Origin of the sequence: Vibrio sp. ZF 223, assembly GCF_003050585.1 — a bacterium.
GTDB lineage: Bacteria > Pseudomonadota > Gammaproteobacteria > Enterobacterales > Vibrionaceae > Vibrio > Vibrio crassostreae.
Genome location: NZ_PIGB01000002.1, coordinates 515,005 through 539,924 on the forward strand (window position 1 = coordinate 515,005; position 24,920 = coordinate 539,924).

Below are 24,920 nucleotides of genomic sequence, written 5' to 3' on the forward strand. Positions count from 1 at the left end.
ATATTGAGTATATTGTGTTGCCAAAGTGTCGGGGGACATCATGGATAAACAGGAAGAGACGCGTGTAGAGTTCGATTACACAACATTTCTTGGCGCCTCATGCAGTAAAAAATGGACTTTTCTGGAAGCACTCACCACAATTGCGCCAGTGTTCAGTACCGTCTGGCGAGATAGCATTAAAGAGCTAGCAAGCCCTGAAGATCGTTTATGGCAGATGGCATTGAAATCAATGTCGACGCGTAAAAGTGATGAGTCGAATATTGTGACCTTACTCAAGCTCGCGAAGCTGGAAGGGATCAATGAGCTCAAAGTGGTGATGCCATATTCTCTTGAAGAAGAGCAGATCGAGTATATTGAATCGCGCAGTCATTTAGTGATTGCGGGTAATTCTGGAGAAGAGTTCACGATTAGGCTGTAACTTCAGTTCGCCTATAATCTCTCTCAGGAATAGTAAAACGCACACGTAAAAAGGGCCTCAAATATTGAGGCCCTTTTAGTATCTGAAACTTGTGTCTACGAGCTTTCTAGCTTTTTACTTTGAGATAAAGAAGCAATTAATCGACTAGTCGATTAGCCCATAGTCAGCGCGCAGAACATCAATGATCTCTTGCTTAGGATTTTCGCTCAAGACAATCTCAGCACCTGTGATTTTCGCAGCGATATCAAGGTAAGTACGAGAGAGAGACATTAGCGAATCAAGAGGTAGTTCATTGTCACGAGCTAGTGCTTCACGTTCTGGCATACGTTCTTTGTTCAATAGAATGTCGGCATCAGGGAAGTAGTTAAGCAAGAACTGACGGAAGCCTTCTTTTGAGTTCTCAACGATGTTGCCGTTGTTGTATTCCTGAGTATCCCAAATGCGAGATGAATCTGGAGTACCAACTTCGTCCATGTAGATAAGTTTTTCTTTGCCCTGAGCATCGTTGACGTAACCAAATTCAAACTTAGTGTCGACAAAGGTTTGGTCTACTTTCGCCAGTGCTTGGCTAATCACGTTGAAGCCTTCTTTTAGCAGCTTCTCGTAATGCGCGATGTCACTTGCCTGAGTGAAGTTGAATGCTGCGAAGTTGTCTTCGATGTTGTTACGTGTGATGTTCACATCATCAGCTTCTGGAACGCCAGGAATACCTTTCAAAATCCCTTTAGTAGAAGGCGTGATAAGCAGCTCTGGTAGCTTCTTGTCTTTCTCTAGGCCTTCAGGCATCTCGATACCACAAAATTCACGTTCGCCGTTCGCGTATGCACGCCACATAGAGCCTGTGATGTATTGACGACAAATCGCTTCGATCATGACTGGGCGAGCTTTTTGTACAATCCATACGAATGGGTGAGGGATATCAAGGATATGACTGTCAGCAAGGCCGTTGTCTTTAAACAATTTGAACCAGTGGTTAGAGATAGCATTTAGAGCTGCTCCCTTACCTGGAACACCTTTCAGATTCCCTTCACCACGCCAGATACAATCAAATGCAGAGATACGGTCACTGATCACCATGATTGCTAAAGGCGCATCTGGTGCTACATCGTAGCCTTTCTCTTTAATTAGTCGTTGGCTATCTTCTTCAGTTAACCAGTAGACTGAGCGAACCTTGCCACTGTGGACAGGTTTGTCAGTACGGATTGGTAGGTCATCATTTACGGCAAGAACTTGATCAGCAAGGCTCATTTAGACATTCCTATCTTTTATCAAACGTCATACAGAGAAGTGCGGTGTGCACATGATTAGACGGGCATTATACCCAATCTACTGTTTGCTTCCAGAGAAAAAGCAAACGATTGCTAAATCTATTGATCAAATAAAAACCCCCGCCTAACTATCCGCTGAATAATTGGCGAATTGTAGGGCAGGGGAAGGCAGTATGTTTGGACTGTGTTTTTGAGCGACGTTAGATTAGTGAATGCGCTCTGAATTTGCATCCATAAAGAAGACTTCACACTGAAAGCGCAATCCTAATGTTCTTAGGTACTGTTGGCTGAACTGATCAATCGATGCACTTGCAACAATCGCACTCGCATTCTTAGAGCGGATTGCTTTCTCGACGGTCTCTACTTCGGTCATTTGATGAGAGGCTTTCATATGAATAACACGGTCGCAGCAAACATTATGTTGCTTAAGCTGCTTAGCCGATGGTCTTGGTGTTTGAGCCGTAAAAAGTAGCCACTGGTGTTGATTGGACAGCAACGCCATTCTTGCAAACAATGCTTCCTCGTTTGAATTTTTGCTTTTACGAGAAACTGATGTAAATGCGCAGTGAACTAGCGGGCTAGAGTGTTGGGCTTTAACGTGTGCTTGAATCATTTTGCTGTCCTTATATACATGCTGTATGTGTATACAGTAGTTTTAGTTGCTTATAAGATCAAGCGTTTTTTGCGGGATTATTGGACGATTTCGTCTGGAATTATGGGTGAAATGTAATTAAGTTATTGAAATTATTTGATAAATTAAATTTGAATGAATTTGCTGTTTTGTCTCATAAGTTGAAAAAATGTGAGCTTTACACAGGTGTATACAGTGGTTTTGACAGAAAAGTACTGTATATACCTGTATAGATGAGAGAAGAGAGAAAACCACAAGCACAAAAAAAGCGCCTTAGGCGCTTTCTTATATTTCACGGTGTTGCTTATCTCAATGTCGCTTGGGAGAGTTTTGCTCTCATTTCCATTTCACCAATATTGAACTGGCGAACATCAATGGTTGCAATATCATTGCACTCTTTACATGCATGATGACACTTACCATCTAGGTAGTCGTGTTTTTTAACTAGGCTTGGCTTTTTGCACCAATCACAAACGCCTTCTATTGTGAACATATTCTCTCCTCACCTGTTTAAGTCAGGTGTATTTTCGGCGCAAATTATGACACAAGTAAGACCCATTAGTTAATAGTTTGTTACCCGTTTTTGAGAGGGGGATCGATTGCAACACCAATAAAAATCGATATCTTTGAGATATAGGAAAATGAAGATGTGTGTTTGTTTACGGTTTTGTAACATTTTGTAAAATGGTTTTTAGCGCATTGTTCAAACGTTTCATTTCTTCGTCACATCCATGACCATCAGGGTGATAGATTTTCGACAGTTGTTTGTATCGAACTTTGATGCTTTTCTGGTCAGGTATTGAATTTGGTGTGTACCCAAATAGAGCACAAGCGACCTGCAAATTACTCAGACCTTTGCTGTTTTTCTGCTTCTTCAATTCGTGAAACATAGTGTGCAGTTGTCGTTTTTGCTGCCTAATCGTAAGGTCCTTCGAGCTAAGCTGCGCTTCAAGTGATTGTTGTTGCTGTCGTGAATCACCCGACTTTAGAGCTTGTCTTTTTCTTGAGATAACGAGAGTCGCAATAATGCTGATGATTGAAATCAACACGGCCAACGCAGCACCAATCATATATTCAGAGCTGGTTAGGTTAGAACTGGAGAGCTTAGAGCGTGTCGCTTGGCTAGATTGCACTTGCTGAGATAGCCCCTGACTGCTGTCGATTTCAGAGTCGATGCTGTCATCGAGCTGTTCTATTGAAGAGATCTGCTTTGCGCGCTGCTGGTTGAATTGCGCTTGTAGAACACGGGTGTAGCCATCTTCTGCATTAGGGTTGTCTTTTAAGGCAGCTTCATACCATAGCTGCGCGGCATCTAATGGTTGGAGTAGTTCCTTTTCAAGTGAGGACTCATAGATCTTTGCTACTTCCACTGGAGCTCTCTTGTTACCTTGCAGTGCAGCTTTGATGAACCACTCTAGGGCCATTTTGTTATCTTGCTCGACACTTGTTCCTGCCAAGTACCACTTGCCGAGTTTAAATTGTGCATCTGCATTGCCATTATCTGCAGATTGAGAGTACCAATAGAATGCGTCGTCGATGTTTTCAGGCACATCCGTTCCCAATTCATACGCTTGCGCTAATTGGTATTGAGAAATGGGATCTTGAGGTTGTGATTGTAGTGAAAACTCATTACTACTTGCTGCGTGCACGAAATGTGGGGTGGGCAACAGTATCGAGGAAAAAACGAGGGCTAGAAATAGAGTTCTAAGAAGTGACGATGACAAAAAGTTGGATTGGATAAGCAAAAGATAAGTCTCGTAAAAAAGCCCAGAGTCGATATGTCAGTATGAATACGCTTTATGGTTGTTGGTTATTAGTATTACGTTAATTGAGTAACATAACTGATAAACAACTATATAGAGGTTAATTCAATAGATAAAGACGGACTGGGCTTTAATCGTGCTACTTAATCGGCAAGATTTGAATTTCTACACGACGGTTACAAGCACGACCTTGAGAGGTATTGTTGTCACATAGAGGGTAACGCTCACCGTTACCACGAGCAATGGCACGGCCTGCTGCTACATCTTGAGAGATCAAGAATGCACGAACAGATTCAGCACGACGCTCAGAAAGGATTTGGTTAGTCGACTCACTGCCAGTGCTGTCCGTGTGACCTTCGATCACTAGGCTTGTGTCTGGGTATTCAACTAGGATGCGCGCAACGCCGCGAAGTGTGTTGTGAATGCTTGATTCTAAAGCGTAAGAACCAGAATCAAAACCAATGCCGTTTTCCAGACGAAGTAGAAGTTGATTCTCACCAACACGTTCTACTTGAACGCCAGAGTTCATTAGTTCTTCACGAAGGGCTGCTTCTTGTCGGTCAAAATAGTAACCAATACCACCACCAACAGCCGCACCACCTGCCGCACCAATAAGTGCACGTTTACCACGGTCTTTAGAGTCACCGGTAGCTGCACCAGCAACGGCACCAGCAAGTGCACCAATTAGAGCGCCTTGAGTTGCAGAGTTAGTCTCAGATTCGCCAGTTGTCGCGTTTTGGCGTTGAGTTGCCTGACAACCCGTTAAAGCGATAGTAAGCGCTAGGGCTAGTGTGATTTTTTTCAACGTATTTTCTCCATCATGTACTTCTATCAAACGAATGAATCCGAGTGACAAACATAGTCCTGTAAATCTTATTGATGGTTTTTATCAATACGCCGAAGTAATGTAAAGTGGCTCTATGATTTAGTTATCTTTTTAGCTGCCTGGGTACCGCCAACTGGTCGATTAACAGACAATTTACGACCTTTCTTCAAACCAACTTCATAATCGGCGGTGAGGTTTTTCATCGCTTCTCTCAGTTGCTGTTTGAACGTTTCACGGTCGATATTTTTGAATTCTTTATCAATGTAGTTATTGATCTTGTTGTTTGATTCGTCGTCTGGAGTAATGGTTGGCAGCTTTTCAAGTGCACCTTCAACCCAGCCTGAAACAAACGAGTTCACGCGGCGTGTTACTTCTAATGATCCTGTGCCAGAGCCAGCAAAGCTATTTCTGAATTGGCCGGTGTGTTCATTCAGCTCGCGATAAATGATATCGAAAGCGAAGGCTGCGAAGATCGCGCGGTCGGCTTCACCAATGAATTCAACGCGCTTGAGGCCTTTGTGATTCAGTAACACGGCTTCTACGCCAAACTTGGTGTTGATACCGCGAATAACGCGCAGCAGTGTAGAACTGATATTTGCAGGTAACAGGTGACTGGACTGAGTTTTCCCCATCTTGATAAATTCAATATCGTCTTTTTCGAGACCATATTTCAGCATCAAGTTATGCGCCATTTTTATCGCATTGGCAGCTTCATTGACGTTCGCAGAATTTCCAAGCTCAAGACACTTGGCAATTTTCTTTAGGGCTTTTTTCTTATCCATCGACAATTTAATCAGTACCGCAAATTTTTAAAAGTCCAACATTTTACATGTTTTCGCGGGTAACAGAAAGGCAAAACTGGTTTGATGAACAAGTGAGGCGGTGAACATTGAACTGCATGAGCCGACTTGGCGGTAAAAACAAAAACGCCATCAAGAGTATTGATGGCGTTAGTGACACGATTTTTTAAAGTGACTAGAGCATTTGCAAACTAGATACCCAGTTCATCGAGTAGGTCTGCTGCAGAATCATTGCCAGAGCTTTGAGCTGGCTTGTTCGCTTCTTGCATTTTTTTCTGAGTCGCCTCAAGAATGCTATCTGGACATTCGTCTTCTGCGATTTCAAATTCTTCCAATTGAATGAATTCGGTCTTATCCATCGCAAGCTCAAGGTAGAAGATGTTGTTATTGGCGGTAGAGAAGGTCACACGACGAGCTTGTGGACGATCGAGGTTAGTATCAACAGAAAGGTTTACTTGCTTGTTCAGAGCCAGCATTTTCGGTTGGTTTTGGGTGATGTTGGTTTGCAGCTCTTTGCGGATTTTATTGGTGAAGTCACCCACCAATTGGTTCATCAACTCACCCAATACATCACCCACTTCGTCTGAAGTATGAAGCACAGCGAGCTCGTTTTCAGGCATGCCCATATTGCGCATGTAATTGGTGTAGATCTCTAACGCTGCTTTGGACGTAAAATTGATAACAACAAGACCAGAAAAGCCGCCGTCAAACAGAACGAAGCAACCAAAGTCTGGCTTGAGGCTTGTTTTGTTGATCTTTTGAACCATGGCTGAATAGGACACCTGAGAAGCCGTCGCTGAAGTAAGTACGCTTGAGACTGATTGGCATAGTTTAAGAAGGATATCTTCAGTTGTGACTGTTTTGTTTTTTTTCATTGTGATGTGCTCGTGGAGATGTCTTAAACAAAATGTTATTCAGTATATTACTACTGAATTAAGACGAAAGTGACTATTTCTCCATTCTTGCATTGAGATTCTGATTTGATCACCTTTTTATATGATCTTAATAGTAGTAAAGTGACGAAATTCAAAGAAAATTATTAAAAATCTCAGATAACCCAATGCTGATAGGATCAGCGAAGTAGGGGCAGGAAGCAAATGTTACCAAGACTTCAACTCAATGCTGATGTCGATCCAGTTGTCGTACGCTTTTTAGATGAACTAAAAACAGCGGGCTTTACTGGCGACATTGAATCTCAATATTCTAGCCGTTTGGCTGTGGCGACTGATAACAGTGTCTATCAGCAATTGCCGCAGGCGGTCATCCTTCCTAAAACAACGCAAGACGTTGTGCTTATCGGTAAAGTGGTTTCTAAATCCGCTTACGAACGAGTGACTTTTTCCCCTCGTGGCGGTGGTACTGGAACCAACGGACAATCTTTAACAAAAGGTGTCGTGGTTGACCTGTCGCGATACATGAATAAGGTTCTTGAGATTAACGAGAAAGAAGGCTGGGTAAGAGTTCAGTCTGGTGTCGTTAAAGATCAATTGAACGACGCTGTTCGCCCGTATGGTTATTTTTTCTCTCCAGACCTTTCTACTAGTAACCGAGCAACCTTGGGTGGCATGATCAATACCGATGCTTCGGGTCAAGGGTCATTGAAGTACGGCAAAACGTCGGACCATGTGTTGTCGCTGCAAGCGGTGTTCGCAGATGGTTCGTGTCTAGAATCTGATTTATCACACGGCTTACCTGTTGAGGGTGAATTCGCTCATCATGCACTTGCGGTGACTGAGGCGGTTTGTCGAGACAAGCGCGCTCAAATCTTAGATAAATTCCCTCCGCTGAACCGCTTCTTAACAGGTTATGACCTAAAGAACGCGATAAGCGAACAAGACGACAGCTTTGATCTGACTCGCGTCCTATGTGGCGCTGAAGGTTCGTTAGCATTCATTACAGAAGCAAAGTTAAACCTAACCAAGATTCCAAAAGCGCGCACACTGGTTAACGTCAAATACAACACGTTTGATTCTGCGCTGCGTAATGCGTCGTTCATGGTGGAAGCGAAAGCACTGTCTGTTGAAACGGTTGATTCAAGAGTATTGAACTTAGCGAAGCAAGACATTGTTTGGCACACTGTGAGCGACCTGCTGATGGACGTTCCGAACAAAGAGATGCTTGGCATCAACATGGTTGAGTTTGCAGGCCAAGATGAAGCGGAAGTTGAACAACAAGTTCAAGCGCTGACGGCACAACTTGAAACCATGGTAGAAACCGAAGACGCGGGTGTGATCGGTTTCCAAGTTTGTAGCGATTTGGCGAGTATTGGCCGAATCTACAACATGCGTAAGAAAGCGGTGGGTTTATTAGGTGCGGCGAAAGGCCGAGCTAAGCCAGTCGCTTTTGCTGAAGATACTTGTGTACCACCAGAAAACCTCGCGGACTTTATCTCTGAGTTTAGAGTGTTACTCGATTCAAAAGAGTTGAATTACGGCATGTTTGGTCACGTGGATGCGGGCGTATTACACGTTCGTCCAGCATTGGATCTGTGTGACCCGATGCAAGAAGCCTTGATGCATGAAGTCTCTGATGAAGTGGTTAAGCTAGTGGCGAAATACGGCGGCTTAATGTGGGGTGAACATGGTAAAGGCTTCCGTTCTGAGTATGGTCCTGACTTCTTCGGCGAAGAGCTGTTTACCGAATTAAGACGTGTTAAAGCGGCATTCGACCCGCACAACAAGATGAACCCAGGCAAGATCTGTACGCCATTGGAAAGTGACGCTGAATTGGTGAAAGTCACCGATACTAAGCGTGGCTTCTATGACCGTCAGATCGACGTACAAGTTCGTGATAGCTTCAAACAAGCGATGGAATGTAACGGTAACGGCTTGTGCTTCAACTACGATACTAGCTCGCCAATGTGCCCTTCGATGAAAGTCACGGCTGACCGTCGTCATTCGCCAAAAGGCCGCGCAGGCTTGGTGAGAGAATGGTTACGCCAGTTAACAGAGCAAGGCGTCGATATTCTCGATTTAGAGCAAGAAGCGCTGAAGGACAATACTCCGGTTAAAACCATGGTGGAACGTGTTCGTAATACAATGAACAAACGCCACGAATACGATTTCTCGCATGAAGTTCACGAAGCGATGAACGGTTGTCTTGCGTGTAAAGCGTGTGCGAGCCAGTGTCCGATTAAAGTTGATGTTCCGAGCTTCCGTTCTCGATTCTTAAACATTTATTACTCACGCTACCAACGCCCTGCAAAAGACTATTTAGTCGCCAACATTGAAACCATGCTGCCACTGATGGCGAAAGCGCCAAAAGTGGTGAACGCTGCGTTGGGCCAAAAGTGGGTTCAATCCGCAACAGCGAAAACAGTCGGTTATGTTGATGCACCGCTTATGTCGGTCCCTACGCTTAAGAATCGTCTGGCGAGCAAAGAGCTGCAACTATTCGATATCCAATATCTAGAAGGGCTCTCTTCTGAAGAGAAGAAACAACATGTGTTGATCGTCCAAGACCCGTTTACTAGCTTCTATGATGCAGAGGTGATTGAAGACTTCGTCACTTTGGCTCAAAAGCTTGGCAAAACACCGGTACTACTGCCGTTCAAACCTAATGGGAAAGCGCTGCACATAAAAGGCTTCTTAAGTCGTTTCGCTCGTGAGGCGAAATCGACGTCTGATTTCTTATCGATGGTGGCTGATATTGGTATTCCTTTAGTCGGTGTTGATCCTGCTCTTGTGCTTTGTTACCGCGATGAATACGTCGAGATTTTAGGTGACAAGCGTGGCGACTTTGATGTGCTCACCGTACATGAATGGTTAATGCCGTCGCTCGGTGATTTTGAAGCGCGTTCTGCAAGCGAAGAAATGTGGTACTTGTTTGCTCACTGTACGGAGAAGACCAAAATGCCAAACGCTGAAAAAGAGTGGGGCGCTATCTTCAAACACTTTGGCGCTGCTTTAACCAGCGTTCCTGTCGGCTGTTGTGGTATGGCAGGTACTTTCGGTCACGAAGTCGATAAGCTACAAATGTCGAAAGACATATACGGTCTAAGTTGGAAGCCAAGGATGCAAGACTTACCGAAAGAGCGTTGCTTAGTGACGGGTTATTCCTGTCGAAGCCAAGTGAAGCGTTTTGAGGGTGAGAAGCTTGCCCACCCACTACAAGCGCTCGCAAAAATTATTTAATACATTTAGCCCAGCAATTGCTGGGCTTTTTTCTAAACTAACAATGGAATTGTTAATAAGGAAAGCTATGAGATTTCTTGAGTTAAAAGTACCACCCGTTGCACTTTTCATTATTGTATTTATAGCCTCATACTTCTGTGCGCAGCAATTGATCCTAGGAGCAATTGCACTGCCTTATGGAATGGTTGTACTCGGTATCGGGATTGTATTGAGTGGTGTGATTGGAATATCAGGCATATTGGAATTTCGAAAACAGAACACCACCGTTAATCCGATCAAAGTCGAAACCGCCTCGGCAGTTGTGGACAGCGGTATTTTCGGTTACACCCGTAACCCAATGTACTTAGGGCTATTCATCCTACTGTTTTGCTTTGGCTACTTCTTCCAAAACCTGTTCAGCGTTTTACTCAGTTTTGTATTTGTAATGTACATGACTCAGTTCCAAATCAAACCCGAAGAGCGAGCACTAGAAAAATTGTTCGGTGCTGAATATGTTGATTACAAACAAAAGGTTAGGCGTTGGATCTGATGTGGATTCAAAGACAATTAAGCAATTAGATAAGAACTATTATCATTTAGTTGATCTTCATCACAAAAAAATATAGCCAATGTTTCATATTGTGTTTTTATAAAATAGCCTGCACATCATTATTAAAAGATATAAAAGGCTAGGTAATAAAAATGGTTCAGGCTAAATGGTTGTCGCTAGGTATCTATGCAGTGAGTCTGTCTTCAACGTCGGTGTTGGCAGATGTTTCAGCTCGAATTATCAACGGTAAAGAAGCAACACAAGGCAATTGGCCATTTATGGCTGCGCTAGTCTCAAGGAACGTGAACGCTTATGACGGTCAGTTTTGTGGTGCGAGCTTCATTGGTGAGCGATATGTATTAACTGCCGCTCACTGTGTGGAAGGTAATGGTCGTGAAGATCTAGATGTGGTGATTGGCGTATCAAACCTTTCTGCCTCTCAAGCCGCACAACATAGATACGCTGTTGATAATATTTATGTACATGAATATTACAACTCTGCAGCGACAGGCAATGATATCGCCATTATTGAGCTCGCAGAAAAGCCAGCTGAGTCTGTGGTTAATCTCGTTGATGGTTATGTTCGAGGTAACCTAAATGATGGTCAGATGCTAACGGTGATGGGCTGGGGAGATCAGGACGCATCAGATGGTTATGCATCTAAGAGTGAACTATATCAAGTCAACGTTCCTTTAGTTAATCAGTATGAATGTAATAGCGTTCCTCACAGTGGCTATGCGTCAATTGGCAGTGATGCATTCTGTGCGGGATACAGTGATGGTGGTTATGACTCCTGCCAGGGTGACAGTGGTGGACCAATCGTTGTGTCGACAAATGGAACATATGAGCAACTGGGCATTGTAAGCTGGGGTAAAGGCTGTGCACAGTCCAACGCCTACGGAGTCTATACCAATATTAGCTACTTTGATGATTGGATTGATGAGCAGCAATCAGGGCTTAGTTACCGTCAAATTGAAATGCTTGGTGCAAAATTATTGGCGCCTATTTCACATACCTTTGAATTCACAAATAAATCTGATCAAAACATTGCAGTAAACCGTGTTTATCCAATTTCAGGTAATGATACTGTTATAACAGACAACGGATGTAGCATTTTAACTGCAGGGCAAAGCTGTGAAGTTGTGGTTAGTTTCGACCTAAACTCAATTGGTGAACATGAATTTGGTATTAATGTTGACACTGATTTATTGGTAGGTACGGTTACTTCAACTGCTTCTGTAATCGGAGCGAGATCTGTAACGGATACGGTGAGTTCATATGTAAGCATACCAAACAGTGGCGTCTACAACACACAAGCTTGGATTACAGAAGGTGATTCGCTGTCCTCACCGTCCATTAGCCACGGTACATCTACATCGCTTATTGTTGAGGGGATTCCTTCTGGTACAGTTTCGTTTGACCTAACTGCATCGTCTGAAGCTGATTATGATTTTGTTGAGGTTTATATTAATGGTCAAAAACTTGATAGTGTCTCTGGTGAGTTTTCTGGTTCGGTCAACCTACCGATGGTGAGAGATTCCAATAATAGCTTCATGATTACCTATGTGAAAGATTGGTTTGGTTCCACCGGAAATGACAAAGCTACGGTCAAGAACTTCTCTTATACAGATGAGATAAAGATATCTAAGTCTGAAGGAACGCAAAACGCAAAAAGCTCAGGGGGCGGTAGCGGCGGCTCTCTGTCTTGGCATTGGTTATTTGTGCTTTTAGGCGGTGCGACTGTACGTAAGTCATTTTCACCACTGAAGATGAAAGGTGATCAGTAAGCTATACCACTGACGCTAACTTAAGACTGATAGCCAACCTATCACCTTTAGTTAAACGCGAAAAGCCCAGCTGGATGAAATCAGCTGGGCTTTATTGATCTGAATTCACGGTTATAGCTAACTCCGATTTCCGTTTCTAACTTGGTTTCAATCAGTGCCAAATCAAACCAGAAGAGCGAGTACTAGGCAATTATTCAGTGCTGAATATGTTGATTACAAACAGAAGGTTAGGCGCTAGGTTTGATTTGTTAATGCAGTTAATAAGCTAGCTATTCACTAATGTTTGAAACCTATTCAAGGTAAGCCATATTTTGGTGTGCTTACCATTTATATTTATTTTTTATCAAATAACCTGTCCGTTATTATTAAAACAAATGAAAGGTTAGGTAATGAAAGTTATCCAAACAAAATGGCTGCCATTAAGTATTTATGCGGTTGGCCTCTCTTCAATGCCGGTGTTGGCAGATATCTCCCCTCAAATTATCAATGGTAACGAAGCGGCAAAAGGTAGTTGGCCATTCATGGTCGCGCTTGTTTCAAAAAACATGGATGCCTACGAAGGGCAGTTCTGCGGCGCAAGTTTCATTGGTGAGCGATATGTACTCACCGCAGCGCACTGTATCGAAGCAAGCAGCAACCAAGATTTTGAGGTTGTCATTGGTGTCTCTGATCTTTCTTCGCCCGACGTAGAGCAGCACCGCTATTCTGTTGAGCAAATTTATGCCCATGAAAGTTATACTCAAGAGCCTGCGAGTAATGACATCGCCATTATTGAGCTTAATGATAAGCCCACGGAGTCCGCGGTTAACCTGGTCGATGGTTATGTCCGTGATAACTTGAATACAGGTCAGATGTTAACTGTCATAGGTTGGGGTAACCAGAATTCATCAGAAGAGCAATACTCATCCACGAGTCAGTTACATCAAGTGAATGTTCCGTTAGTTAGGCAGCGAGAATGTAACCTTGGTCAAGGAGACGGATATTCAGATATTGGCTCTGATGCTTTTTGTGCCGGTTACAAAGAAGGCGGACGCGATTCATGTAGCGGGGATAGCGGCGGTCCAATCATGTTGTCCACCAATGGTCACTACGAACAGCTAGGTCTTGTGAGTTGGGGAGAAGGTTGTGCACAGCCAAGGGCATACGGTGTCTACACCAACATAAGCCACTTTGCTGACTGGATAGGTAAGAAGACGGCAGGTTTTAGTTACCAAACCAAAGCGATGCTTGGTGCTCGATCTTTGGGCCCAATTGAACACAAGTTTGAATTTACGAACAAATCTGATCAAGAGATTAAAGTAACCAACGTATCTTTAGCTGTCGCCACAGACGATCCCATAACCTACAATGGTACTGCGATCATAAAGAGCAATAGTTGTACGACGCTATCGCCTAATGAAGGCTGTGATGTGGTTGTAAGCTACAACATAGATTCAGTGGGTAATCATGATTTTGGTATCAAGCTGTCAACCGACTCATTAGCCGGTGTGGTGACATCAAAGGCATATGCTATTGGCGCGAATGTGGTTTCTGATGCAGTGAATTCACTCGTCACGATACCTAAGAATGCAGTTTACAGCACAGAAGCTTGGGATGTTGAAGGGGATACGATAGCTTCACCGGATATTAGTAATAGCCAGTCCACCGCATTCATTGTTGACGGAATCCCAGCTGGTACCGTGTCTTTGGATCTCACCGTCTTTTCTGAAGAAGATCGTGACTATATGGAGATCTACATTAACGGCTTTGAAGTCGGCGCGTTTGCGGGGCAATTATCTGGGACTGTTGAACTGCCAATGGCGAGAGCTAAAGACAATAGCTTCATGATTGCGTACAGCAAAGATGAGGTGGGTTCTGCAGGGCATGACAGAGTGACCATTAAGAACTTTGCTTATAGTAATGAGATTAAAGAGCTAAGCTTGGTGGAAGATCCAATCATCAAAAAGACAGGTGGTTCAATGGGTTGGTATTGGCTGGCGATGCTGTTAGGTGGCACGATGATACGTAAGTCACTTTCGTCATTGAAGAGGAAAGGTACTCAGTAAATACCGGTGACTTATATTAATATCTATTGTTTAGAATGAAAAAAGCCCAGCTTGATACCTCAAGTTGGGCTTTTTAATTCTGTGTTGGCTTACTTAAGCGGCAGCTGCGAACTGAGCTAGAAACATCTCTTTACGTTCGTTGAAGCGGTTTACTAGGTCATCGACAGAAGCTTGGTCGTATGGCTTAAGGCCACTTGCTACCATGCGTTTCACGCCTTTACCTACCACTTCGCCGTCCTCTTTGAAATCGAAGTTCAGTGTCACGATGCCACGCTTGCCTTCAACATCAAAAGTCGCACCAGAGAATTCAACTTCTGGGTGGGATAGGTCTAGGCGAGTAAATTCAACTTCCATGCTCTCGTAAATAACAAGAGGACGTTGGCAGTTGATCATCATCTGTTGCTCTTCCATAAGAGGAACCATGATGTGTGGGAAGTTCATACCAGAGAACTTAACGTAGTTTGTTACTACGTGTTCGATGAATGCTTGATCGTGGCTTTTCTCACCTTCACAAGACATGTGTAGGTATTCTTTGCCTTTCTCGTCAACCAGTGAGCTTTCTTTTTCACACTTGTTGTCAACGCTAAGCGCAATACCGTTACCAACCATACCTGAAAAATCAAAACGCATTTTTTGGCTGATGCCTTCTTTCTGCAGAAGAACTGCAAACAAAAGATCGCCAGGCACGCAGAAGCGCTTGTTGTCTTCATCGTGAATTGGGTTGAAGTCAGCGGCTACTTTTTTAGCAAAGTGGCTAGCCTGTTCACGAGTGAATTGAAATTGATTGTCTTCAGTAGAAAAGTAAGGTGTCAGAAACATAGTATCGCTATTAGTCATCAAATCTGGGGTGGATTATAGCTAACTAACTTCGTTCTAATGGTCTATCCAGTTAACTTTGCTTATATATCAGTTAATTAGATAAATACATTGGATGGTATGTGACGATTTTAAGAGAGATATGGCCTCTGGCTCAATGCAACAAGGGCTAATCGATAGCCCTTGTTTATATGACACTCTAATGAGTGTTGTTCAGAATGTTTTTGCTTTAAAAGCTACACAGAGTGCCTTCTGGCATTAGGTGATTATGAACGGATAATTTGAGCAATAAGTTCGCTTGTTCAATATCCGGTGCAAAATATCTGTCTTTGTCGTAGAAGCTGACTTTTTCACGCAAAATCTGTTTCGCTTCTTCCACACGAGGAGAAGATAGATTCGGAGCGCGGAAGTCTAGCCCTTGTGCTGCTGCTAAATATTCTACAGCCAATATCCCACGGGTATTTTCAGCCATGTATCTAAGTCTACGTGCTGCGAAGGTTGCCATAGACACATGATCTTCTTGGTTTGCTGATGTTGGAAGGCTGTCTATTGATGCAGGATGCGCTAAGGTTTTGTTCTCACTTGCCAATGCTGCAGAGGTAACCTGAGCAATCATAAAGCCCGAGTTCACGCCGCCGTTATCGACTAAGAACGGTGGAAGTTTGCTTAGCGCGCTATCAATCAGCAGCGCCATTCTTCGTTCTGACAAGCTACCGATTTCAGCTATTGCTAATGCAAGGTTATCGGCAGCCATTGCGACGGGTTCTGCGTGGAAGTTACCCCCTGAAATAATGTCGCCATCGTCTGCGAAAACTAACGGGTTGTCCGATACCGAGTTCGCTTCAACATTTAAAATTTCAGCTGAATTACGAATCTGCTGTAAGCAAGCACCCATCACTTGAGGCTGACAACGCAGTGAGTAAGGGTCTTGAACCTTTTCACAACAAGTGTGTGATTCACCAATCTCACTCTTTTGATCGAGCAGATGACGGTAAGCAAGCGCTGCATCCATTTGGCCACGGTGACCACGAACGCGGTGAATACGAGGGTCAAATGGGCGGCGACTACCGAGTGCTGCTTCTACAGACATTGCACCACACACGGTTGCAGACGCAAACAAGTCTTCAGCTGCGAATAGACCTTCTAATGCAAAGGCCGTCGATGCTTGAGTACCGTTTAACAGCGCTAAACCTTCTTTAGGAGCAAGTGTGATTGGCTCAAGGCCAGCGATCTGCATCGCTTCTAAACCTGTAATGATCTTACCGTTGTGGCGTGCTTGGCCTTCACCTAGCAGAACGGTACTCATGTGGGCGAGGGGAGCAAGATCTCCAGATGCACCTACTGAGCCTTTCTGTGGTACACATGGGTAAACTTGAGCGTTCACAAGATCGATAAGTGCATTGATCACCTTGAGGCGGATACCAGAGTAACCGCGAGATAAGCTGTTAATTTTTAACACCATCATCAAGCGCACAGTTTCATCAGACATGAATTTACCAATGCCCGCCGCGTGAGAAAGCACGATACTTTTCTGTAGTACTTCTAAATCTTCAGGGGCTATTTTAGTATTCGCTAATAAGCCAAAACCTGTATTGATGCCATATACCGTGCGATCTTCAGCAATCACTTGCTCGACAACCTGCATGCTCGCTTCAATATCAGGGATAGCTGCAGGGTCGAGTGACAGGTTCACAGGGCTACGGCTGATTTTACGCAGTTCAGATAGGCCTAGTAGTCCTGGCTTAAGTAATAAATTCAACATGTTATCTCCAGACATTAAAGGCGACGAAGTTCTTCGTTCAACATAGGTAAATCAAGCTTCTGTTCTTTCGCACACTGCTTGGCAATATCGTAACCCGCATCAGCATGACGCATTACGCCAGTTGCAGGATCATTGTGAAGTACGCGAGCAATTCGCTGTGATGCATCTTCACTACCGTCACAACAAATCACCATACCTGAGTGTTGCGAGAAGCCCATGCCAACGCCACCACCGTGGTGTAAAGAAACCCATGTTGCGCCGCCTGCAGTATTTAGAAGGGCGTTCAATAGAGGCCAATCTGATACGGCATCTGATCCATCCATCATGCCTTCTGTTTCACGGTTCGGGCTTGCTACTGAGCCTGAATCTAGGTGGTCACGACCGATAACAACGGGTGCTTTAAGTTCGCCATTCTTAACCATTTCATTGAATGCTTGGCCCAAACGTTCACGATCTTTCAAGCCAACCCAACAAATACGAGCTGGTAGGCCCTGGAACTGAATGCGTTCACGCGCCATATCTAGCCAATTATGTAGATGTGGGTTATCTGGAATCAGTTCTTTTACTTTTTGGTCTGTTTTGTAGATGTCTTCTGGGTCGCCAGATAGGGCTGCCCAACGGAACGGACCGATGCCTTCACAGAATAAAGGACGAATATAGGCAGGAACGAAACCTGGGAAATCAAATGCGTTTTCTACGCCTTCTTCCAGTGCCATTTGGCGAATGTTATTACCGTAATCTACAGTCGCAGCACCTCGATATTGTAGGTCGAGCATCGCTTGAACTTGAATCGCCATCGATTGTTTCGCGGCTTTCACCACTTTTGCTTCATCAATGGTGCGCTCTTGCGCTGCTTTTTCCATTGTCCAACCTTGCGGCAAGTAACCGTTCAGTGGATCGTGGGCAGATGTTTGGTCGGTCACTACGTCAGGCGTGATGTTACGTTCGACTAACTCTGGGAAGACGTCTGCGGCGTTACCTAATAAGCCAACAGAGATTGGCGTGTCTGACTCTTTAATCATAGCCATTGCTTCATCTAAGCTGGTGGCTTTTTTGTCTACATAGCCAGTACGTAAGCGGTAGTCGATTCGTGATTCATCACACTCAACCGCGATCATTGAGAAACCAGCCATTGTTGCCGCAAGAGGTTGAGCGCCGCCCATGCCGCCAAGGCCGCCTGTGAGTACCCATTTGCCGTTTGCTTCGCCTTGGAAGTGTTTCTTCGCAATCGCGACAAAGGTTTCATAAGTACCTTGAACGATGCCTTGTGAGCCGATGTAGATCCAGCTACCTGCGGTCATTTGACCGTACATCATCAAGCCTTCTTTATCGAGCTCGTTGAAGTGCTCCCAGTTGGCCCAATGTGGAACAAGGTTAGAGTTAGCGATCAACACGCGAGGTGCGTTTTTATGAGTCGGGAACACGCCTACAGGTTTACCTGATTGAACAAGCAGCGTTTGGTCGTCTTCTAAACGCTCTAATACTTCAACAATCTTGTCATAACATTTCCAATCACGCGCTGCGCGACCAATACCACCATACACAACCAGTGCATGTGGGTGTTCTGCCACATCAGGGTCTAGGTTGTTCATTAGCATACGCAGTGGTGCTTCTGTTAACCAAGATTTAGCTCGCAAAGTGGTGCCATGAGGTGCGCGAATTTCGCGAGTCGTGTCGAGACGAGGGTCACTGTTGTGGTGTTCCGTCATTTTGGAATTCCTTCTGTTTCACGTTATATCGTTGTAGTTGTAGTTGTAGTTATCGGTATATCTGGATTAGTCGTTGGCCATTGCAGAGGCAATATCCCAACACAAACGAGCAGCCAATCGAGCCGTTTGGCCATCGACGTCGTAGTCTGGGTTATATTCCGCAATGTCCGCGATAATGAGTTTTTCACTGTGTTTAAAAATCTGTTCTAGAAAAGGAGCGAGTGTTTCATAGCTCACGCCTCTTGCCGCTGGTGCACTGACACCCGGCGCAGTCGCCGCAGGGAAGACATCGAGATCGATGGTGAGATAGAGGTAATCACACTCATCGATGAATTTTTGCAACTTAACCAATTGAGCGACTTGGTTTACTTGGGTCATATTGCGGTCGTGTTCATACCAAACGCCTAGTTGGTCGGCTTTGTTGAACAGTGCTTTAGTATTGCTGGCTGCACTCACACCAAGACACGCGTAATGAAATGGCCACTGATGTGCATGGCAGTAATCGCTGATCTGGTTAAAAGGCGTGCCTGAACTCGGTTTAACGTCAGCGATGTCGCTTTCAAATTCACGAAGGTCAAAGTGAGCATCAAAGTTAACGATGCCTATTTTAGGCTTGTGTGCTGGCTGACCTTTATCAAGGCGTTCCGCTTCATGTCGGTGTTCAGTTTGATGTAAATGCTCAGCGAGGCCTTGGAACGAGGCCCAAGCCACTTCGTGACCACCGCCAAGGGTAATCACTTTGTTGGTTGATAAGGCATTGGCAATCAAAGAAGCACACTGCTTTTGACTGACTTCTAATTGACCATCATTGCACTCGATATCACCGAGATCCGCGATGTGTGCATCACTGTGCCAAGCCATATTCGCCAACGCTTGGCGAATCAGGTTAGGTGCTTGTTTCGCGCCCACGCGTCCTTTATTTCTTGCAACACCTGCATCGCTGGCAAAGCCGACCAAAGCGATAGCGCCATCAGTAAGCTCGTTACTTAAATCATTATGTTGCACTTGCTTGGTAATGTGATGAACGCGGGTGCCGAGTGCACCATCTTCAAGATCATTACGTCCCGTCCACACAAAGTTATGTACGGTTTCTGAGTTCTTTTGAATGCCGTTGGACTTAGATTGAGTCATGACACACCTCGCCATTAACAATGCGTTTATGAAGATGAGGAACACCAACTTGATAGCTCAGGTCAGCAGGGTGGTCGATATTCCAGATAGCCAAATCAGCGGCATAACCCACTTCAACTTTACCTTTGGTTTGTGAGTCGCCAATGGCTGCGGCAGCGTTACAAGTCACACCGCGTAGTGCTTCTTCAGGCGTCGTACCAAACAGGGTGCAGCTCATGTTCATCATTAGCGTTAAGTCAGCAAAAGGAGAAGTGCCGGGGTTTAAGTCGGTCGCTATCGCCATTGGAATGTTGTGTTCACGAAGTAGGGCAATAGGTGGCTGTTGAGTCTCTTTTAAGAAGTAGAAAGCGCCGGGAAGCAAGGTAGCAACTGTGCCTGATTCCGCCAGTGCCTTGACTCCAGTTTCATCAAGGTACTCAACATGGTCGACAGAGAGTGCGCCGTACTTCGCTGCAAGCGCACTACCACCCATATTAGAAAGCTGTTCTGTGTGGCCTTTGATCGCTAACCCATGTTCTTTAGCTGTCGCAAATACACGTTCGGTTTGTTCTAGATTGAAGCCGATAGATTCGCAGAACACGTCAACTGCATCGGCGAGTCCTTGCTCTGCAGCTTTAGGAATGATCTCTTGGCAAACCAGGTCAATGTAACGATCGGGTTGTTCTTTATATTCTGGTGGTACAGCATGGGCAGCGAGGAGAGTAGTGGTGATCTTAATACAACGATGATTTTCTAACGCTTTAGCCGCACGTAACATCTTGAGTTCATCATCAAGCGTTAAACCATAGCCAGATTTTACTTCGATGCTGGTTACGCCACTTTTTAGCAGGCCATCGAGTCTCGGTAACGCCATTTCAACCAGTTCAGACTCTTGTGCTGCGCGTGTGGCCGTGACTGTCGCTAGAATACCGCCGCCTTGCTTAGCGATGTCGGTGTAAGACACACCATTCAAACGCTGTTCAAATTCATTGGCACGATTACCTGCAAATACAAGGTGAGTGTGGCAATCAATTAACCCAGGGGTGACGAGTTTGTTTTTGCAGTCATAGGTGACGTAATCCAAAGAACCATCAACACTTACTTGTTCTAATTCAGAAGCAAGTGCCTCGTGGTTTGAACAAGAGATGGACACGATCTTACCGTTTTCGATAACGATATTTTGAGGGGAAGAGGGCTGATAACCATCGGCTTCCGAACTCATGGAGACCACTCGTGCGTTTTTGAGGATCAAATTCATAATCACCTAGATCTTTGTTAAACATTAAATGTATATACAAATAAATAGGCTAAACGCTGACCTGAATCAAGTTGATGTTGCAAAAATGTGATCAGCGATCAGGATGATGTTCTTTAATCTAGGAGTATCTTGGAGCTTAATTTGTATTTAGAGCCAGGATGATAGAGCAATGCAAAGCTGATGAGGCGTTCTTTGCTCCATGTTCTTCTATTCAAAAGAAGGCAAGGCTCTGATTCAGAAAGCTTTAGTGATGTTCTGATTTGAGAGTCTGGAATAATGGCTTCAACCGTGTGCTCGATAGCACTTAGCGGGCAGCTTTTTGAAAGATATTCATTGGGGGTAGAGATTGAAAAGTCCTGCTCTAGGTATTTTGGAGCGGCTTGAGAGCTCACCCAACGAGCTTCCAGTTGTATCGGCGTATTGTCAGCAAAGTGGATGATTTCACTATAGAATACTTCTGCATTGATCATCACGCCTAACCGTGTGGCGGTGCTTTCATCAGCCTTGATGCTATCGTGTTTGATCACTTGGCTAGTATACGTTTGGCCACGGTCTTTGATCTCTTGCGCGATATTGTTGATATCAAGTAGCGGAGATTGTGCTTTTTCGTCGGGCTCACAAACAAAAGTACCGAGCCTTGGCTTCCTGATGAGCTTGCCTTCAGACACAAGATCTCGAATGGCTTTATTCACCGTCATTCTACTCACGTTGAACTGTTCTGTGAGTTCGAGTTCGGTGGTAATTTGATAACCCACCGGCCAGTGACCATTGGTAATTTTGTCATCTATGAACTGTTTTATCTGAAGGTAGAGCGGCGCTTTCGACATAATGAAACCTTATTTGACTATACAAATAGAGTAACGGAATTTTTCACGATTTCAACATTTCCTCGGGCAATGTGACCTTATTCAACATAGATGGGGCAAATTGCTTGATTCTGTGAGGCAAGTGTCGCAAATTGTCACGCAATAACTATTCGTAAATCAGATAATTAGAAAGAGAAATAATATGTTTAAGAAATTAAAGGCCTCGTTGGGCATTGGTGCAGCAAAGGTTGATACCGTCTTAGATAATATTGAAGTTTTCCAAGGTGGCGAGTTGTCAGGCAATGTTCACATTGTTGGTGGCGACGTTGAGCAACAAATCGACCTGATTAACTTGGTTCTCAACACAGAAGTAAAAGTAGAAACAGAAGACAGCACTAGCTATGAAACTTTTTCACTCGGTCGTATTCAAGCCGTAGAGCCTTTCGTTATACAACCGGGCGAAGCCAAACTGGTTCCATTCCGTCTTAAACTGAATGATGAAACGCCAGTCACCGCGTTGAACGCACAAATGAACCAATGCCATGTGTGGGTCGAAACCAATCTAGATATCGGCTTCGCGATTGATCCTAAAGACCGCGACTTCATCTCCGTACACCCACTGCCAACGGTCGCTAAAATCATCCAAGGTATAGAAGCATCGGGCATGGCAATGGTGAAAGCAGACGTAGAGAAAGGCTTCTTAAAAGGCAATAGCTTTGCTTCACGCTCTGGCTGTTACCAAGAGATTGAATTTCGCAGCGGCGGCTTCATGAACAACAAAGAGATCGAGCTGTCATTCATCGTAGATGGTTCTATGGTTCACTGCTTAGCAGAAATCGATCGCTCAATGAGCTTCCGTGGCGACCAATACATCTCATTCAGCTTGCCTGCAAACGCGGCAGACTCAGACATTCGCAACGCTGTATCAAGAATCATGAGTGCATAGTTCCCTTTCTGTTAGTAGTCGCTTTTTCTATTAATAGAGACAAGACAGTACGATTTCTATAGCCGAAGTTAAACGTTCGGTTTTTTTGTATTGTAGATAAAGCCAACGAATTACTGATTGAGCTATGGGTTAGGCGTTAGAAGGATCTATATAGAAGAGACATTTCAGTCATATAGTTTTGTGGTGCTGCGGGACTAACATTGTCATTTCATATTATTTCGTTACAATGTTTGGCTACTCACAAATGGGGCATCTGTATTTGCTTCTATGTGGGTATATTTATTATGCATATATCCCCAATCAGCGTACTAGTTGATTGAAAGACATATATTAAACATTTTCATGTGTTGCTTGGTGTGCAACACCACTGTAAAGGACAAATAATGCCAATTATTACTCTTCCTGACGGTAGTCAGCGTCAATTTGACAACCCTGTATCAACTCTAGATGTTGCCCTATCAATCGGTCCTGGTCTTGCGAAAGCAACCATTGCTGGTCGTGTAGACGGCGAGCGTGTTGATGCTTGTGATCTTATCGAAAACGATGCAAGCCTAGAAATCATCACAGCTAAAGATGAAGTTGATGGCCTTGAGATCGTTCGTCACTCTTGTGCTCACCTTTTAGGTCACGCGATTAAGCAGCTTTTTCCAGAAGCGAAAATGGCGATCGGTCCTACCATCGATAACGGTTTCTACTACGATATCGACCTTGAGCACTCTCTAACGCAAGAAGATCTAGAAAAGATTGAAAAGCGTATGAAAGAGCTAGCGAAGACCAAGTATCAGGTTGTTAAGAAGAAAGTTAGCTGGCAGGAAGCGCGTGACGCATTCGAAGCTCGCGGCGAGACTTACAAAATAGAAATCTTGGATGAGAACGTTTCTAAAGACGATCGTCCAGGCCTGTACCATCATGAAGAATACATCGATATGTGTCGTGGTCCACACGTTCCACATATGGGCTTCTGCCAACACTTCACACTACTTAACGTAGCGGGTGCTTACTGGCGTGGTAACAGTGACAACAAGATGCTTCAACGTATCTACGGCACTGCATTCCACGACAAGAAAGCGCTTAAGGCTCACCTAGTGCGCCTAGAAGAAGCGGCTAAGCGTGATCACCGTAAAATCGGTAAGCACTTAGATCTATTCCACATGCAGCAAGAAGCACCAGGCATGGTGTTCTGGCATCACAACGGTTGGACTATCTTCCGTGAGCTAGAAGTATTTATTCGTCAGAAGCTGACTGAGTACGATTACCAAGAAGTAAAAGGCCCATTAATGATGGACCGTGTTCTTTGGGAACGCTCTGGTCACTGGGATAAGTACGCTGAAGCGATGTTCACTACTTCTTCAGAGAACCGTGAATACGCGATTAAGCCAATGAACTGTCCTGGTCACGTTCAAATCTTTAACCAAGGTTTGAAATCTTACCGTGATCTACCGCTACGTATGGCTGAGTTCGGCTCATGTCACCGTAACGAGCCGTCTGGTGCACTTCACGGCATTATGCGTGTTCGTGGCTTCACTCAAGATGATGCTCACGTATTCTGTACTGAAGACCAAGTTCAGCAAGAAGTTAAAGCTTGTATTGAAATGGTTTACGATACTTACACAACTTTCGGTTTCGAAAACATTGTTGTTAAGCTATCTACTCGTCCAGAACAACGTGTAGGTTCAGACGAAATGTGGGACCGTGCAGAGGCCGATCTTAAGCAAGCGCTTGAGGCGATGGAGATTGCATACGAGATTCAAGAAGGCGAGGGTGCGTTCTACGGACCTAAGATTGAATTTACTTTGCATGATTGTTTGGACCGCGCATGGCAATGTGGTACAGTGCAGCTCGATTTTGCATTACCAGAACGTTTAGGTGCAACTTACGTAGGTGAAGATAACGAGCGTCACACGCCAGTTATGATTCACCGCGCGATTTTAGGTTCACTAGAACGCTTCATCGGTATTCTTATTGAAGAATACGCTGGCTTCTTCCCAACGTGGTTGGCGCCAGAACAAGCAATTGTTATGGGCATTACAGATAAACAGTCTGAATATGTACAAGAAATTGCGAAAAAACTGCAAAAAAGTGGATTTAGAGTCAAAGCAGACTTGAGAAATGAGAAGATTGGCTTTAAAATCCGCGAACATACTTTGAAACGTGTACCGTTCATGCTTGTGTGTGGTGACCAAGAAATGGAAGCCGGCGAAATTGCAGTACGTACACGTAAAGGTAAGGACCTTGGCAAATTTAAAGTGGATGACTTTATTTCATACATCCAAGCCGAGGTTTCAAGCCGTAAGCTCAATCTGGAGGAATAGC

Annotated in this window: 19 protein-coding genes and 2 pseudogenes; 7 read left to right on the plus strand and 14 right to left on the minus strand. The window is 44.4% G+C overall.

The genetic code is table 11. The features are described 5' to 3' along the window. Positions 1-40: 40 nt before the first annotated feature. Positions 41-418, plus strand: a complete 378-nt coding sequence (locus tag CWO13_RS06940; protein WP_019821854.1) for a hypothetical protein — start codon at positions 41-43, stop codon at positions 416-418. Between the two features lie 144 nt (positions 419-562). Here CWO13_RS06940 and CWO13_RS06945 read toward each other — a convergent pair whose 3' ends face one another. The 8 genes and pseudogenes from CWO13_RS06945 to CWO13_RS06975 form a co-directional block, all read right to left on the minus strand. After that, positions 563-1,666, minus strand: coding sequence for a phosphoribosylaminoimidazolesuccinocarboxamide synthase (locus CWO13_RS06945; RefSeq protein ID WP_017055177.1), 1,104 nt, complete (start codon positions 1,664-1,666; stop codon positions 563-565). Between the two features lie 225 nt (positions 1,667-1,891). Next, the gene (locus CWO13_RS06950; RefSeq protein WP_017055178.1) at positions 1,892-2,299 is read right to left on the minus strand and encodes a SulA-like leucine-rich domain-containing protein; all 408 of its coding nucleotides are present in this window, start codon (positions 2,297-2,299) and stop codon (positions 1,892-1,894) included. A gap of 322 nt (positions 2,300-2,621) precedes the next feature. Beyond that, on the minus strand, positions 2,622-2,810 hold the full coding sequence (locus CWO13_RS06955; RefSeq protein WP_004733419.1) for a hypothetical protein: 189 nt from the start codon (positions 2,808-2,810) through the stop codon (positions 2,622-2,624). 166 nt (positions 2,811-2,976) lie between these two features. Further along, positions 2,977-3,411: pseudogene (locus CWO13_RS23795) on the minus strand (hypothetical protein); the annotation flags it as partial. Between the two features lie 83 nt (positions 3,412-3,494). Further along, a pseudogene (locus tag CWO13_RS23800) lies at positions 3,495-4,062 on the minus strand (tetratricopeptide repeat protein); the annotation flags it as partial. Positions 4,063-4,219: 157 nt separating this feature from the next. Further along, positions 4,220-4,885, minus strand: coding sequence for an OmpA family protein (locus CWO13_RS06965; protein WP_108020596.1), 666 nt, complete (start codon positions 4,883-4,885; stop codon positions 4,220-4,222). Between the two features lie 113 nt (positions 4,886-4,998). Beyond that, positions 4,999-5,688: a DUF2786 domain-containing protein gene (locus tag CWO13_RS06970; protein ID WP_017059769.1), complete on the minus strand. Its 690-nt coding sequence runs from the start codon at positions 5,686-5,688 to the stop codon at positions 4,999-5,001. A gap of 209 nt (positions 5,689-5,897) precedes the next feature. After that, positions 5,898-6,581, minus strand: coding sequence for a DUF3334 family protein (locus CWO13_RS06975; protein WP_017059770.1), 684 nt, complete (start codon positions 6,579-6,581; stop codon positions 5,898-5,900). A gap of 222 nt (positions 6,582-6,803) precedes the next feature. Between CWO13_RS06975 and ydiJ the strand changes: the two genes are divergently transcribed. From ydiJ to CWO13_RS06995, 4 genes are all read left to right on the plus strand, one after another. Continuing rightward, complete coding sequence (ydiJ, locus tag CWO13_RS06980; RefSeq protein ID WP_108082673.1) at positions 6,804-9,839, plus strand: D-2-hydroxyglutarate dehydrogenase YdiJ; 3,036 nt, start codon at positions 6,804-6,806, stop codon at positions 9,837-9,839. Between the two features lie 67 nt (positions 9,840-9,906). Then, positions 9,907-10,368, plus strand: a complete 462-nt coding sequence (locus CWO13_RS06985; RefSeq protein WP_048659535.1) for a methyltransferase family protein — start codon at positions 9,907-9,909, stop codon at positions 10,366-10,368. Between the two features lie 152 nt (positions 10,369-10,520). Then, positions 10,521-12,155 (plus strand): trypsin-like serine protease, encoded by a 1,635-nt coding sequence (locus CWO13_RS06990; RefSeq protein WP_108082674.1) that lies wholly within the window; start codon positions 10,521-10,523, stop codon positions 12,153-12,155. Positions 12,156-12,544: 389 nt separating this feature from the next. Beyond that, positions 12,545-14,200, plus strand: a complete 1,656-nt coding sequence (locus tag CWO13_RS06995; RefSeq protein WP_108082675.1) for a S1 family peptidase — start codon at positions 12,545-12,547, stop codon at positions 14,198-14,200. Positions 14,201-14,293: 93 nt separating this feature from the next. Here the strand turns inward: CWO13_RS06995 and CWO13_RS07000 are convergent, their stop codons facing one another. From CWO13_RS07000 to hutC, 6 genes are all read right to left on the minus strand, one after another. Further along, the gene (locus CWO13_RS07000; RefSeq protein ID WP_010438254.1) at positions 14,294-15,019 is read right to left on the minus strand and encodes a DUF3581 domain-containing protein; all 726 of its coding nucleotides are present in this window, start codon (positions 15,017-15,019) and stop codon (positions 14,294-14,296) included. Positions 15,020-15,245: 226 nt separating this feature from the next. Further along, complete coding sequence (gene hutH / locus CWO13_RS07005) at positions 15,246-16,778, minus strand: histidine ammonia-lyase (RefSeq protein ID WP_048669282.1); 1,533 nt, start codon at positions 16,776-16,778, stop codon at positions 15,246-15,248. Between the two features lie 14 nt (positions 16,779-16,792). Beyond that, positions 16,793-18,487 carry a urocanate hydratase gene (gene hutU / locus CWO13_RS07010; protein WP_048615115.1) on the minus strand — a complete coding sequence of 565 codons (1,695 nt, stop codon included), beginning with the start codon at positions 18,485-18,487 and terminating at the stop codon, positions 16,793-16,795. A 66-nt stretch (positions 18,488-18,553) separates the two neighbouring features. Next, positions 18,554-19,618 carry a formimidoylglutamase gene (hutG, locus tag CWO13_RS07015; protein ID WP_108082676.1) on the minus strand — a complete coding sequence of 355 codons (1,065 nt, stop codon included), beginning with the start codon at positions 19,616-19,618 and terminating at the stop codon, positions 18,554-18,556. Further along, positions 19,605-20,855 carry an imidazolonepropionase gene (hutI, locus tag CWO13_RS07020; RefSeq protein WP_108082677.1) on the minus strand — a complete coding sequence of 417 codons (1,251 nt, stop codon included), beginning with the start codon at positions 20,853-20,855 and terminating at the stop codon, positions 19,605-19,607. The genes hutG and hutI overlap by 14 nt, the downstream gene beginning before the upstream one ends. A 113-nt stretch (positions 20,856-20,968) precedes the next feature. Beyond that, a complete protein-coding gene (gene hutC / locus CWO13_RS07025) occupies positions 20,969-21,682 on the minus strand; it encodes a histidine utilization repressor (RefSeq protein WP_108082678.1) in 714 nt (237 codons plus the stop codon). A 181-nt stretch (positions 21,683-21,863) separates the two neighbouring features. Between hutC and CWO13_RS07030 the strand changes: the two genes are divergently transcribed. Together CWO13_RS07030 and thrS are read left to right on the plus strand one after the other, a co-directional pair. Continuing rightward, positions 21,864-22,607 carry a sporulation protein gene (locus tag CWO13_RS07030; protein ID WP_102530446.1) on the plus strand — a complete coding sequence of 248 codons (744 nt, stop codon included), beginning with the start codon at positions 21,864-21,866 and terminating at the stop codon, positions 22,605-22,607. 383 nt (positions 22,608-22,990) lie between these two features. Next, positions 22,991-24,919: a threonine--tRNA ligase gene (gene thrS / locus CWO13_RS07035; protein ID WP_029223062.1), complete on the plus strand. Its 1,929-nt coding sequence runs from the start codon at positions 22,991-22,993 to the stop codon at positions 24,917-24,919. Position 24,920 lies beyond the last annotated feature (1 nt).

Excerpts from the sequence above, each read along its gene's own strand:
- CWO13_RS06940 (WP_019821854.1), top strand. The coding sequence starts at position 41 with ATGGATAAACAGGAAGAGACGCGTGTAGAGTTCGATTACACAACATTT.
- CWO13_RS06945 (WP_017055177.1), bottom strand. The coding sequence starts at position 1,666 with ATGAGCCTTGCTGATCAAGTTCTTGCCGTAAATGATGACCTACCAATC.
- CWO13_RS06950 (WP_017055178.1), bottom strand. The coding sequence starts at position 2,299 with ATGATTCAAGCACACGTTAAAGCCCAACACTCTAGCCCGCTAGTTCAC.
- CWO13_RS06955 (WP_004733419.1), bottom strand. The coding sequence starts at position 2,810 with ATGTTCACAATAGAAGGCGTTTGTGATTGGTGCAAAAAGCCAAGCCTA.
- CWO13_RS06970 (WP_017059769.1), bottom strand. The coding sequence starts at position 5,688 with ATGGATAAGAAAAAAGCCCTAAAGAAAATTGCCAAGTGTCTTGAGCTT.
- CWO13_RS06975 (WP_017059770.1), bottom strand. The coding sequence starts at position 6,581 with ATGAAAAAAAACAAAACAGTCACAACTGAAGATATCCTTCTTAAACTA.
- ydiJ (WP_108082673.1), top strand. The coding sequence starts at position 6,804 with ATGTTACCAAGACTTCAACTCAATGCTGATGTCGATCCAGTTGTCGTA.
- CWO13_RS06985 (WP_048659535.1), top strand. The coding sequence starts at position 9,907 with ATGAGATTTCTTGAGTTAAAAGTACCACCCGTTGCACTTTTCATTATT.
- CWO13_RS06990 (WP_108082674.1), top strand. The coding sequence starts at position 10,521 with ATGGTTCAGGCTAAATGGTTGTCGCTAGGTATCTATGCAGTGAGTCTG.
- CWO13_RS06995 (WP_108082675.1), top strand. The coding sequence starts at position 12,545 with ATGAAAGTTATCCAAACAAAATGGCTGCCATTAAGTATTTATGCGGTT.
- CWO13_RS07000 (WP_010438254.1), bottom strand. The coding sequence starts at position 15,019 with ATGTTTCTGACACCTTACTTTTCTACTGAAGACAATCAATTTCAATTC.
- hutH (WP_048669282.1), bottom strand. The coding sequence starts at position 16,778 with ATGTTGAATTTATTACTTAAGCCAGGACTACTAGGCCTATCTGAACTG.
- hutU (WP_048615115.1), bottom strand. The coding sequence starts at position 18,487 with ATGACGGAACACCACAACAGTGACCCTCGTCTCGACACGACTCGCGAA.
- hutG (WP_108082676.1), bottom strand. The coding sequence starts at position 19,618 with ATGACTCAATCTAAGTCCAACGGCATTCAAAAGAACTCAGAAACCGTA.
- hutI (WP_108082677.1), bottom strand. The coding sequence starts at position 20,855 with ATGAATTTGATCCTCAAAAACGCACGAGTGGTCTCCATGAGTTCGGAA.
- hutC (WP_108082678.1), bottom strand. The coding sequence starts at position 21,682 with ATGTCGAAAGCGCCGCTCTACCTTCAGATAAAACAGTTCATAGATGAC.
- CWO13_RS07030 (WP_102530446.1), top strand. The coding sequence starts at position 21,864 with ATGTTTAAGAAATTAAAGGCCTCGTTGGGCATTGGTGCAGCAAAGGTT.
- thrS (WP_029223062.1), top strand. The coding sequence starts at position 22,991 with ATGCCAATTATTACTCTTCCTGACGGTAGTCAGCGTCAATTTGACAAC.